At 72.6% G+C, this 11,534-nt stretch carries 10 protein-coding genes; 7 read left to right on the top strand and 3 right to left on the bottom strand.

The window, feature by feature from the left end:
• From HPY23_RS11145 to HPY23_RS11120, 6 genes are all read left to right on the top strand, one after another.
• A partial coding sequence (locus tag HPY23_RS11145) for an outer membrane beta-barrel protein (protein ID WP_200649605.1) occupies positions 1 to 1,379 on the top strand: 1,379 nt, incomplete at its 5' end.
• 102 nt (positions 1,380 to 1,481) lie between these two features.
• Positions 1,482 to 2,873: a TAXI family TRAP transporter solute-binding subunit gene (locus HPY23_RS11140; RefSeq protein ID WP_060848099.1), complete on the top strand. Its 1,392-nt coding sequence runs from the start codon at positions 1,482 to 1,484 to the stop codon at positions 2,871 to 2,873.
• Positions 2,874 to 3,230: 357 nt separating this feature from the next.
• A complete protein-coding gene (locus HPY23_RS11135) occupies positions 3,231 to 4,406 on the top strand; it encodes an extracellular solute-binding protein (protein WP_091884136.1) in 1,176 nt (391 codons plus the stop codon).
• Between the two features lie 103 nt (positions 4,407 to 4,509).
• Positions 4,510 to 5,577, top strand: coding sequence for an ABC transporter ATP-binding protein (locus HPY23_RS11130; RefSeq protein ID WP_091884139.1), 1,068 nt, complete (start codon positions 4,510 to 4,512; stop codon positions 5,575 to 5,577).
• Positions 5,574 to 6,497 carry an ABC transporter permease gene (locus HPY23_RS11125; RefSeq protein ID WP_175539898.1) on the top strand — a complete coding sequence of 308 codons (924 nt, stop codon included), beginning with the start codon at positions 5,574 to 5,576 and terminating at the stop codon, positions 6,495 to 6,497. The genes HPY23_RS11130 and HPY23_RS11125 overlap by 4 nt, the downstream gene beginning before the upstream one ends.
• A gap of 7 nt (positions 6,498 to 6,504) precedes the next feature.
• Positions 6,505 to 7,344: an ABC transporter permease gene (locus tag HPY23_RS11120; protein ID WP_091884141.1), complete on the top strand. Its 840-nt coding sequence runs from the start codon at positions 6,505 to 6,507 to the stop codon at positions 7,342 to 7,344.
• 21 nt (positions 7,345 to 7,365) lie between these two features.
• Here the strand turns inward: HPY23_RS11120 and HPY23_RS11115 are convergent, their stop codons facing one another.
• Together HPY23_RS11115 and HPY23_RS11110 are read right to left on the bottom strand one after the other, a co-directional pair.
• Positions 7,366 to 8,013 (bottom strand): class I SAM-dependent methyltransferase, encoded by a 648-nt coding sequence (locus tag HPY23_RS11115; RefSeq protein ID WP_060848104.1) that lies wholly within the window; start codon positions 8,011 to 8,013, stop codon positions 7,366 to 7,368.
• Entirely contained in the window at positions 8,013 to 9,164 is a 1,152-nt protein-coding gene (locus tag HPY23_RS11110) for a glycosyltransferase family 4 protein (protein ID WP_091884144.1), read from the bottom strand. The genes HPY23_RS11115 and HPY23_RS11110 overlap by 1 nt, the downstream gene beginning before the upstream one ends.
• A 135-nt stretch (positions 9,165 to 9,299) precedes the next feature.
• Here HPY23_RS11110 and HPY23_RS11105 point away from each other — a divergent pair, with 135 nt between their 5' ends.
• The gene (locus tag HPY23_RS11105) at positions 9,300 to 10,547 is read left to right on the top strand and encodes a DNA topoisomerase IB (RefSeq protein ID WP_139234908.1); all 1,248 of its coding nucleotides are present in this window, start codon (positions 9,300 to 9,302) and stop codon (positions 10,545 to 10,547) included.
• A 76-nt stretch (positions 10,548 to 10,623) separates the two neighbouring features.
• Here the strand turns inward: HPY23_RS11105 and HPY23_RS11100 are convergent, their stop codons facing one another.
• Positions 10,624 to 11,286 carry a LuxR C-terminal-related transcriptional regulator gene (locus HPY23_RS11100; protein ID WP_091884266.1) on the bottom strand — a complete coding sequence of 221 codons (663 nt, stop codon included), beginning with the start codon at positions 11,284 to 11,286 and terminating at the stop codon, positions 10,624 to 10,626.
• Positions 11,287 to 11,534 lie beyond the last annotated feature (248 nt).

Here is an 11,534-nt window from a genome sequence, read left to right as displayed (position 1 = left end):
GCCCGGCCCCGCTGGGGCTGTCACGGACCCCGGCGCGCCCGGGCGCGTCCCGGTTCGGGGCCCGGCCGCGCACGCCGCCGCAGCGGCGCAGCCGCCCGCCCACCACGGCGATCACCCGCCAGGCGACCCAGCAGGGCGTCGCCGACGACCTGCGCCTGCGCCCCACCGTGCAGGTGCCGGTCTCGGGCCTGCCGGACCTCGCCACCGCGACGCCGCTCCTGCGACGCCGCACGATCGATCCCCTCGATCCCTACGGCCCGCTCGGCATCCGGCTCGGCGGGCTGACCCTGTTCCCGGCGCTGCAGCAGAGCGTCGGCTACGATTCCAACCCCGACCGCTCGATCTACCGCCGCGGCTCGATGGCCCTGCTCAGCCAGGGCGAGCTGCGCGTCGCGAGCGACTGGTCGTCCCACGAGCTCACCGGCGCGATGCGCTTCGGCTACTTCCTGTACCCGGACAACCGCGCCGCCAACCGGCCGGACGGCGACGGCGCGATGCGGCTGCGCCTCGACGTCGCCCGCGACACCAAGGTCGACGTCGAGGGCCGCTACGCCATCTCGACCCAGCGCGCCGGCAGCCCCGACCTCGCCGTCCAGGTCCGCGACCGGCCCCTCGTCGCGACCTATGGCGGCACCGTCGGGGTGACGCAGAACTTCAACCGGCTGCAGGTCACGGTGGCGGGCCTCGTCGACCGCCAGACCTACGAGAACGCCCAGCTCACCGACGGCACGCTGCTGCGCCAGGACGACCGCAACGCCAACCAGTACGGCCTGCGCCTGCGCACCGGCTACGAGATCCGCCCCGGCTTCACGCCCTTCGTCGACACCCTGGTCGATACCCGGATCCACGACTTCGCCGTCGACCAGTTCGGCCTGCGCCGCGACTCGGACGGCGTGACGGTGCGGGCCGGCTCCAGCTTCGAGGTCAGCCGGCTCCTCACCGGCGAGGTCTCGGGCGGCTACCTGTCGCGCCACTACGCCGACAGCCGCCTGCGCGACGTCTCCGGCCCGGTGATCGACGGCACGATGACCTGGGCGGCCACCGCCCTCACCTCGCTGCGGCTCGGCGCCTCGACCGGGGTGATCGAGACCATCGTGCCGGGGGCGAGCGGCATCCTCACCCGCACCGCCGTCGCCGAGATCAGCCACGACCTGCGCCGCAACCTGCGCCTGACCCTCACCGGCACGCTGATCAACAACGACTACCAGGGCACCAGCATCCGCGAGCAGGGCTACAGCGCCGGCGTCAAGCTCGACTACCGCCTCAACCGCTGGCTCGGCATCCGGGCGAGCTACGCCCGCGAGCTGCTGAAGAGCACCGCGGTGGGGTCGAGCTACCACTCGGACACCTATCTGGTCGGGGTGCGGGTCAACCCGTAGCCGCGGACTCACCCTGCGACACGGGCGCCGCGCAACCCTCACCCGCCTCCCCCGGTTTCACCGGATCGAGGCATCGGTCCCGAGGGAGGGTGGATCCACGCGATGACGACGGCGTTCCGGCCCGAGCGGATCTTCCTGGTCACCAGCCTTGTGCTGACCGCGGCCGCGGCGATCGCGCTCTACCTCCTCCAGGCGACGACGCTGACCATCGCGGTGGCGCCCCGGGACGGGACCGAGCCGGCCCTGATCCGCGCCTACGCGGAGGCGCTGAAGACCGCCCAGAAGGGCGTGCGCCTCAAGATCCTGCCCTTCGACGACGTGCGCGAGAGCGCCAAGGCGCTGGAGCAGGGCAAGGCCGACCTCGCGGTGGTGCGGCCCGACGTCGACCTGCCGGCGAACGGCCTGACGCTGGCGATCCTGCGCGACCAGGCGATGCTGATCGCCTCGCCGGCGCCGTCCGGCATCACGAGCTTCCCGGGCCTTGCCCGCAAGCGCCTCGGCATCGTCGCCCATCGCGACGCCGACCTGTGGCTCCTGAAGAGCCTGATGAGCTATTACGGCCTCGCCCTGCAGGAGGGCGGCACCGGCCCGATTCCGGCCGGACAGGTGCGGCTGGTGCCGCTGGCGGAGGACGACCTCGCCGGGGCCTTCGCGCAGAAGCGCATCGACGCGGTGGTGGCGGTGATCGCGCCGGCCGCCCCGATGGCCTTGCGCCTCGTCGGCACCGTCCAGGCGGCGAGCCGGACCCGCAAGGTCGATTTCGTCGGCGTCGAGGACGGGCCGGCGATCATCGAGCGGCTGCCCCGGCTCCAGGCGGTCACCGTGCCGGCCGGGCTGTTCGGCGGCAGCCCGAAGGTGCCCGAGGAGGAGGTGAAGACCGTCGGCGCGTCCTACCGGCTGATGGCCAAGGCCTCGATGAGCCGCACCGTGGCGGCGGACGTCACCCAGCACCTGTTCGAGCTGCGCTCGCGCCTCTCCGACGCGACGCCGGCGGCCGACTACGTGGCGGCGCCCGCCTACGAGACGACCGCCGAGGCGACGAGCGCGCGGCTGCCGATCCATCCCGGCGCCATCGACTATTTCGAGCGCGAGCAGCAGGGCTTCATCGAGCGCTACGGCGACTGGGTCTACCTGCTGGCGGTGCTCGGCGGCGGCTTCGGCTCGGCGCTCGCCTGGCTGCGCCAGCGCCTGCGGCGCCTGCGGCGCGAGCGCATCGACGTGGTGATGGACCGCCTGCTCGAGATCCTGGCCGAGGCCAGAGGGGCCGACGCCGCCGGCCTCGACACCCTCACGGGCGAGGTCGACGCGCTCGCCGCCGACGTGGTGCGCTACACCCGCGAGCGCGAGACCGACACCCGCACCATGGCGGCGGTGATGATCGCGATCGAGACCGCCCGCTCGACCATCGCCGATTGCCGCCGGATGACCGGGAACGCGACGGGGGGCGCCGCGGAGCCACGCCGTCAGGCCTTCCGGCTCAGCGCCGCCGAGTAGGCCGCCCGCCTGAGGGGGCGGTCCGATCATCATGGGCGGATTCTCGGGGCCCGCCCCACGCGACGTCCGGGTTCGTCCCGGCCGGCAACGGCCGGACCGGCGACACGTCCCTGCCCTACCGCGGAATCGGCGCGATCGACCGGAACGCCCATGACCGAGGCGAGCGGGCCGAGGCCGAGGCTGAGCTGGCACCCTGCGATCGACGAGTGCGGACGAACCGAGCCACACCACGGGCCGGCCCTTCCCTCCAGAAGGCTTGACGCGCTAAAACATTAGTGCACCAATAGTTGGAAAGCACGCAGCGATTCACTCACGATCGCGGGCCGCCAGAGCCCGGTGCGAACCAGCGGGGGGAACATGACGATCACACGCCGCAGCGCGGTCGTGGGGCTCGCGGCCGGAGCGGGGATCGCCCTCGGCGGGCGTGCCCGGGCCGGCCTCGCCCTGCCGACGTCGCCCGTCGTCGTCACGGTGGTGGACGTCGCCGGCAACCTGGCGCTCACCCAGAAGGCGATCGAAGCCTATCGCCGGGCGCGGCCGGGCATCGTCTCGCGCTTCGCCTTCACCAAGGCGCCGGCCCCCGAACTGCCCTCGAAGCTCAAGGCGCAGCAGGCCGCCGGCCGGGTCGACATCGACCTCGTGCTCACCGGCACCGACGGCATCGCCGCCGGCATCGAGCAGAAGCTGTGGGTCGACCTGAAACCCCATGCCGGCCAGCTGCCGAAACCCGCCGAGGTCTACCAGCCCGCCGCGCTGCGGCTGAACGGCCTGGCGCAGGACCAGGGCCTGTGCGTCGCCTGGTACCCGTCGGGCCCGCTGATCGAGTACATGCCCGACCGGGTGAAGACGGTACCGACGAGCGCCGAAGAGCTCCTGGCCTGGGCACGCCAGAACAAGGGCAAGTTCATGTATGCCCGCCCGGCCAATTCCGGCCCGGGCCGCACCTGGATCATGGGCCTGCCCTACATCCTCGGCGACAAGGATCCCAAGGACCCGGACAAGGGCTGGGACAAGACCTGGGACTACCTCAAGGCGATCGGCGAGACGGTCGATTACTATCCGGGCGGCACCTCGCAGACGATGAAGGAACTCGGCGAGGGCAGCCGCGACATCATCGTCTCGACAACCGGCTGGGACATCAATCCCCGGGTGCTGGGCATCGTGCCGGCGGAGGCCAAGGTCGGCACGCTCAAGGACTTCCGATGGGTGGCCGACGCCCACTACATGGCGGTGCCGAAGGGCGTGCCGGAGGAGAAGCTCGCGGTCGTCCTCGACCTGATGGCGTTCCTGCTCCAGCCGGCCCAGCAGGCCTATACCTACGACGAGGGCTACTTCTATCCGGGTCCCGCCGTGAAGGGCGTCACCCTCGACATGGCCCCGCCGGAGAGCCGCGCGGCGCTGAAGGAGTTCGGCCGGCCGGAATACGACAAGATGATCGCCGACCACCCGATCGAAATGCCGCTCGACGCCGACAAGCTGGTGGTGGCCTTCCGCCGCTGGGACGAGCAGGTCGGCTCCGGCAAGAAGCGCTGACGACGCGATCGGTGCCCGGAAAGAGGCGGTAAAATCGAGGACCTGGCGCGACACCCGATCGTCACGCGATCGGGTGTCGCTCTGGCGGCAGAAGAGGACACCGATGGCACGCCATCACGAGACGCCGCAGGACCTGCGGCTGACCGGCCTGAGCCGCCGGTTCGGCGCGATGACCGCCCTCGACGGGCTCGACCTGACGATCAGGGGCGGCGAGTTCGTCGCGCTGCTCGGGCCTTCGGGCTGCGGCAAGTCGACGGCGCTCAACTGCATCGCCGGGCTCCTGCCGCTCACCGGCGGGTCGATCCATCTCGGCGAGCGCCGCATCGACCGGCTGAAGCCGGAGGAGCGCGGCTTCGGCATGGTCTTCCAGAGCTACGCGCTCTTCCCGCACATGACCGTCGCGAGGAACGTCGGCTTCGGCCTTGCCATGCGGGGCATCAAGGGCGAGGCCGCGGCGCGCCGGGTCGACGACGCCCTCGCGATGGTGCGGCTGCAATCGCAGGCCGCCAAGCTCCCGGGCCAGATGTCCGGCGGCCAGCAGCAGCGGGTCGCCATCGCCCGGGCGATCGTGATCGAGCCGCCGGTGGTGCTGATGGACGAGCCGCTGTCGAACCTCGACGCCAAGCTGCGCCTGGAGATGCGGGCCGAGATCCGCCGCATCCACGACGCCATCGGGTCGACCACGATCTACGTCACCCACGACCAGGACGAGGCCCTGTCGATGGCCGACCGGATCGTGGTGATGCGCGACGGACGCATCCGCCAGGTCGGCACGCCCGAAGACCTCTACGAGCGGCCGGCCCACCCGGACGTCGCCGACTTCATGGGCTTTCGCAACCGCCTGCGCGGCCGGGCGGTCGCGGTGGACGGCGTGCGGGCCGAGGTCGAGGTCTGCGGCACCCGCCTCGCCGGCATCCTGCGCGAGACGCTGGACCCGGGCGCCCCGGCGGTCGCGGCGATCCGCCCCGAGGACCTGACGCCGGCCGCCGAGGGGGTGCCGGTCCGGGTCGCCAGCGTCGAGTATCGCGGCCGGGCCTTCTTCGGCACCGCCGTGGCCCAGGACGGGACCGAGCTGTTTTTCCGCTCCGACCGCGCCGTGGCGCAGGACGAGCCCTTGCGCCTCGCCGCCGCCTCGCCCCGGGTCCTGGTCTTCCCCGGCGAGGCCGCGTGAGCGCGACCTCGCTCCCCACGGCCGCGTCGGCGACGCCCGGGGAGGAGACGCCGCCGCTCGCGGTGCGGCTCGCCGCCCGCGGCCTCGACGGTACCACGCTGCTGGTGCTGCCGGCGCTCCTCGCGATTATTGGCCTGTTCGTCTATCCCTTCGCCTACGGGCTCGTTCTGTCGCTCCAGCCGAAGGCCGGGGCCTGGTGGGCGAACTACGCCCGCTTCTTCTCCGATCCGTTCCTGTACGACACCATCGCGGCGACGCTGCGCCTCGCGCTGCCGGTGACGGTGCTCAACCTCGTGCTGGCGGTGCCGATCGCCCTGCGGGTGCGGCTGATGCGCCACCAGCGCCTGCTCACCACCATCCTGGTCCTGCCGATCACGCTGGGCACCGTGCTGGTGGCGGAGGGCCTGCTCAACTTCCTCGGCCCGCAGGGCTGGTTCAACCGCTCGCTGGTCTGGCTCGGGGTGATCGGCGGCCCGCTCAAGCTCACCAACAACTACTGGGGCGTCTTCGCGTCTCTGCTCATCACCGGTTTCCCGTTCGCGTTCCTGCTGACGCTCTCGTCGGTCACCGGCATCGATCCGGCGCTGGAGCAGGCCGCGGCGACCCACGGCGCCAACGCCTGGCAGCGTTTCAAGGCGGTGATCCTGCCGCTGATCCTGCCGGGCCTCGCGGTGACCTTCTGCCTGTCCTTCGTCCAGGCCTTCTCGGTGTTTCCGTCCGCGGTGCTGCTCGGGGCGCCGGCCGGCGCCACGCGGGTGATCTCGATCGCCGCCTACCAGGCGGCGTTCGAGGAGTACGACTACTCGCTGGCCTCGGCGATCGCGATGATCATGGGGGCGGTCCAGCTCGCCATCGTGGCGGCGGTGCTGTGGGGGCGCAGCCTGCTCTATACCGGCCCGGTCGGAGGCACCAAGGGATGATCGAGCGATGATCCGCGACACCGGTCCCGGCTCGCGCCTGTGGCGGATGGCGGTGTGGGCCGTCACGCTGCTGTTCTGCCTCAACCTCCTGGCGATGATCGCCGCGGTGGTGCTCAACTCCTTCGCCACGCGCTGGCTCGGCACCTGGTTGCCGCTCGCCTTCACCACCCGCTGGTACGCCTCGGCCTGGGACGAGTTCCAGCTCGGCGACGTGCTGGTGGTGACGCTTCAGGTGGTGTTCCTGGTGGTCCTGCTCTCCGGGCTCCTCGGGGTCACGGCGGCCTACGCGCTGGCGCGGCGCGACTTTCCGGGCAGGCGGATGGTGATGCTGGTCTTCCTGCTGCCGCTGCTCGCCCCGCCGATCACCTACGGCATCCCGCTCGCCACCGTGCTCTACCGGGCGGGGCTGGCCGGCACGCTGTGGGGCGTGGTGCTGGCCAACCTCGTGCCGAGCATCCCCTTCGTGGTGCTGGTGATGATCCCGTTCATCGAGCAGATCGACCCGCGCATCGAGGCGGCCGCCCGGGTCTTCGGCGCCGGCACGGGCCAGCTCTTCCTGCGGGTGCTGCTGCCGCTCCTGATCCCCGGCATCCTGGCCGCCCTGCTGCTGGTGCTGGTGCGCACCATCGCTATGTTCGAGCTGACCTTCCTGGTCGCCGGGCCGACGAGCCAGACCCTGGTGGTGGCGCTCTACTACGCGGTCTTCGCCGCCGGCGTGCGGGCCGGGCAGTCGATCGACGCGATGGCGGTGGTCTACATGGCGCTGACGCTCGTCTGGCTGATCGTGGCGTTGCGCTTCGTCAACCCGACGCAGATCGTGGCGCGGGCGAAGCGCCAGGAGGCGTGAACGAGGGGGCGGCCTGCCTCCTCACCGCCGAAACCGCCACACCCCCGTCCGCTTGATCTCGGCATCCTCCAGCGCCCGGGTCACCGGCACTTCGTAGGTCGCCAGATTCTCCAGCCGGTCCTTCGGCAGGTAGGCCCGGCCGGGGTCGCCGAGCAGCACCCGGGCGCCGCGGGCGTGCAGCGTCGCGAGCCAGTCGCCGACCCGCAGCGCGAGGTCGCGCTCGTAGAAGATGTCGGCGGCGAGCACGCAGTCCCAGCCGTCGTCGCGGCCGATCAGGTCGTCGGCCTGCACGGAGACGCGCTCGGCGACGCCGTTCTCGGCGGCGTTGAGGGCGATCGCCGCGTGCGCGAAGGGATCGAGGTCGCTCGCCTCGACCGACGCCGCCCCCGCCAGGGCGGCCGCGATGGCGACGAGGCCCGAGCCCGAGGCGAAGTCGAGCACACGGGCGCCCGCCACGGTCCGAGGGTTCTCCAGCACGTAGGCGGCGAGCGCCTGACCGCCGGCCCAGGCGAAGGCCCAGAACGGCGGCGGAAGGCCGATCTCGCCCAGTTCCTCCTCGGTGCGGCCCCACAAGTCCGTCGCCTCGTCGGCGACGTGGAGGCGGATCGCCGGGGCGTGCGGCACCGGGCGGAGCGCCGTGTGGGCGCGGATGAAGGCTTCGGGCTCCATCAGGCGAGGTCCGCGTAGAGCGCGAGCACGGCCCGCGTCACCGCCGCCTCGGTGAAGCCGCCCTCGACGATGCGGGCGCGGGCGGCGGCCCCCATCCGGGCGACGAGGGCCGGATCGGCGGAAAGCCGCAGCATCGCGGCGGCGAGCGCCTGGGGATCGTCGGGCGGTACGACCAGGCCTTCGATCCCGTCCCGCACCAGGGTGCGGCAGCCCGGTACGTCGGTGGTCAGGATCGCCCGGCCGCTCGCCGCGGCTTCGAGCAACGCCCGCGGCAAGCCTTCGCCGCCGCGCGAGGGCAGGCAGGCGACGTGGGCCTGCGCCAGGGCTCCGGCGACGTCGTCGGTCGGACCGTGCCAGGTCACCCCGTCCCGCGACCAGTCGCGCAGGGTCGCTTCGGGAATCGCGCGGCGGTTCGACGGGTCGGGGGCGCCGTGGAGCGAGAGCCCGAGGTCGACGCCCTGGCTCCGGGCGAGACGTGCGGCCTCGACGGCGGTGTCGATGCCCTTCGACCACAGCATCCGGGCAATCAGCGCGATCCGGAGCGGCGGGTGGGGCGGCAGGGGCCCCGGCGTCCACGCCTCCGGGTCGATGCCGGCGCCGCCCACGATCGTCACGCGGGGATCGTCGGGGCGAAGGCCGAGCAGCGGAGCGTCGTCCGGGTTCTCGAACAGGTAGCGGGTGCGGGCGGTTTCGAGCGGGCCGCGGATCAGGAGGCGCAGGCCCGTACGGGCGAGGCGTCCGGCACGGTCCCGGCGCGCGCCGAACAGCCCGAGGCCGGTCAGCGCGTAGACCCGGGACGGGATGCCGGCGAGCACCGCCGCCGCGCCGCCGACCAGGATGCCGCGCAGCGCGATGCAATGGACGATGTCGGCCTTGAGCGCCTTCAGGATCGCCGCGAGCTGGCCGGCGGCGTAGCCCGCCGCCATCGGGTTGAGGCTCGATCGCTCGGCCTCGAGCTCCACCACCCGGGCCCCGGTCGCCGCGATCGCGTCCCGGTGGGCCCGGACGCGGGTGACGACCGAGACCGGATGGCCGGCCGCCACCGCGGCGCGGGCCATCGGCAGGAAATGCGAGGCGAAGAACCAGTCCTCGGTCACCACGAAGGCGATGTGCGCCCGCTTCTTCTCCCCGCCGTCGTCCTGTGGCTGCACCCGGTCTCTCCCGCTGTCGCTTCCCCCCTCCCTACAGGGCGGCGCGGCGCGGGGGAACGGCTGCGCCGCGCCGGAACCGGCGCGGGCGGGCGCCGGTTGAGACCGACTAGGAACGTATCGAAGGTCGGAACGCCCATGCTGTCGGATCCCGAGATGGCGGCGAGCGCCGCCGAGGATCGCATCGACACCCGCGAGGCCGCCCGCGAGGCGGGCCTGCGCTACGTCGGCGACGAGGAGCCGGGCTACCGCCGCAAGCGCAGCGGCCGCGGCTTCACCTACGTCGACGCCAAGGGCGCCCGGGTGCGCGACGAGGCGACGCTCGACCGGATCAGGGCGCTGGCGATCCCACCGGCCTATACCGACGTCTGGATCTGCCGCCACGCCAACGGCCACATCCAAGCGACCGGGCGCGACGCCCGCGGCCGCAAGCAGTACCGCTACCATCCCGAGTTCCGTGAGGCCCGGGAGAGTACCAAGTTCACCCACATGATGAGCTTCGCCGAAGTGCTGCCGGGCCTGCGCGCCACCGTCCAGGCGCATATGGGCCGGCGCGGGCTCCCGCGCGAGAAGGTGCTGGCGACGGTGGTGCACCTCCTCGAGACCACCCTGATCCGGGTCGGCAACGACGATTACGCCAAGCAGAACAAGAGCTTCGGCCTCACGACCTTGCGCGACCCGCACGTCACTGTCGAGGGCAGGGCGCTGACCTTCCGGTTCAAGGGCAAGAGCAACAAGGTCTGGGACGTGTCGATCCACGACCGCCGGGTGGCGAAGATCGTCAAGGCCTGCCAGGACCTGCCGGGCCAGGAACTGTTTCAGTACCTCGACGAGGACGGTGTTCAGCGCGACGTGACCTCGGCCGACGTGAACGCCTACCTGCGCGAGATCACCGGTCGCGACATCACCGCGAAGGATTTCCGGACCTGGTCCGGCACGGTGCTGGCCGCCATGGCCTTGCGCGAATTCGAGGCCTTCGACAGCGAGGCGATGGCCAAGCGCAACGTGCGCGCCGCGATCGAACGGGTGGCCGAGCGGCTCGGCAACACACCGACCGTCTGCCGCAAGTGCTACGTCCACCCGGAGGTCCTCGGCTGCTACCTCGAGGGCGAGCTGCTGCTCCAGGTCAAGGACGAGGTCCAGGCGGCGCTGCGCGACGACATCGCCACCCTGCGCCCGGAGGAGACGGCGGTGCTCGCCCTGCTCCAGGGCCGCCTCGCCCGGGTCGAGGAGGCGGCGAGGTCCGGCACGCGGGCGAAGGCCGCGAAGAAGAAGCGCTCGGTCGGCGGCAAGGCGAGCAGCGGCAAGGCGAGCGGCGACACGTCCGGCGGCGCCCGGAGCGTCGCGTCCCGCGGCGGGCGGTCGGCGGCCCGCAAGGCGGCCTGATCGCGCCGGCGGGCCGTCCGGACCCGGTCCCGCGCGTCGGCGATCCGTCCCGGATCGCCCGGTCCCGCGCCGCCCCTCAATGAGGGACGACGCGGTGCGCCTCGTGGGCGATGCGCCGCAGGGGACGGGCCTCGTTGTCGAGGACCGGCGCCAGGCCGATCTGGCGGGCGAGCTGCACCAGGTCCTTCAGGCGGCCGGTCTTGGTCTTGCGTCGCAGGTTGAGCCGGTGGGTCTCGACGGTGCGGACGCTGACGGTGAGGCGGCGTGCCACCTCCTTGTTGCTGAAGCCGGCGCTGAGGAAGCGCAGCACCTCGGCCTCCCGGGGGGTGAGGCCCAGGCTCTCGGCCGCCATAGTCTCCGGGGCCGGCGCCTCGGCGTCGCCCTCGTGCAGCGGCAGGCCGCGGGCAAGCGCCAGGATCGCCGCGCAGATCTCGCGGGCGGGCGCGCAGCGGGCCACGAAGGCGTCGGCGCCGGAGGCCGCGAACCGGCCGATCTCCGCTGCGTCGGCGGCCTGGAACGCCACCAGGATGCGGGCCTGCGGCGCCCGCTCGCGCAGGGCGGCCACCGCGGCCGGGCCGACCTCCGGCGCGAAGGCCAGGACGACGCAGGCGCCGCCCGGCTCCGCCAGCTCCTCCTCGCCGATGGTCCGCAGCGCGGGGTCGTGCTCCAGCGTCGCCCGGAAGGCGGCGCCGAGATCCGACGGCTCGTTGATCATCAGAACCTTGACGGCGTCACTCATGCCGCTTGCCTCCGTTCCAGCGCGATACAGGCGCGGTGTCCATGCCGGAGACTGTTCAAGCGGCGTTCCATTCCGGCCGGGCCGGGCGGCGTGCCGCCTCCCGGCGAGCGACGGAGCGGCGCTCCCGAGGGGAAGAATGCCTAGGTAGACCGACTCCGCGGCAGGATGTCGCGAATCGCCGCGCGCGGGGCGGGGCCAGGTCGCGTGGCGGGCGCGAGCGCGGCGCCTCAGTTTGGAACGTCGGCCTC

The sequence above is a fragment of the Methylobacterium ajmalii genome, assembly GCF_016613415.1.
Lineage (GTDB): Bacteria > Pseudomonadota > Alphaproteobacteria > Rhizobiales > Beijerinckiaceae > Methylobacterium > Methylobacterium ajmalii.
The sequence above is the reverse complement of the archived record's forward strand: the minus strand, read 5'-3'. Positions and strand labels throughout refer to the sequence as shown.

What these genes read in the sequence shown, in the direction of transcription:
- HPY23_RS11135 (WP_091884136.1), top strand. Translation starts at nt 3,231, where the DNA reads ATGACGATCACACGCCGCAGCGCGGTCGTGGGGCTCGCGGCCGGAGCG.
- HPY23_RS11120 (WP_091884141.1), top strand. Translation starts at nt 6,505, where the DNA reads ATGATCCGCGACACCGGTCCCGGCTCGCGCCTGTGGCGGATGGCGGTG.
- HPY23_RS11105 (WP_139234908.1), top strand. Translation starts at nt 9,300, where the DNA reads ATGCTGTCGGATCCCGAGATGGCGGCGAGCGCCGCCGAGGATCGCATC.
- HPY23_RS11115 (WP_060848104.1), bottom strand. Translation starts at nt 8,013, where the DNA reads ATGGAGCCCGAAGCCTTCATCCGCGCCCACACGGCGCTCCGCCCGGTG.
- HPY23_RS11100 (WP_091884266.1), bottom strand. Translation starts at nt 11,286, where the DNA reads ATGAGTGACGCCGTCAAGGTTCTGATGATCAACGAGCCGTCGGATCTC.
- HPY23_RS11130 (WP_091884139.1), top strand. Translation starts at nt 4,510, where the DNA reads ATGGCACGCCATCACGAGACGCCGCAGGACCTGCGGCTGACCGGCCTG.
- HPY23_RS11140 (WP_060848099.1), top strand. Translation starts at nt 1,482, where the DNA reads ATGACGACGGCGTTCCGGCCCGAGCGGATCTTCCTGGTCACCAGCCTT.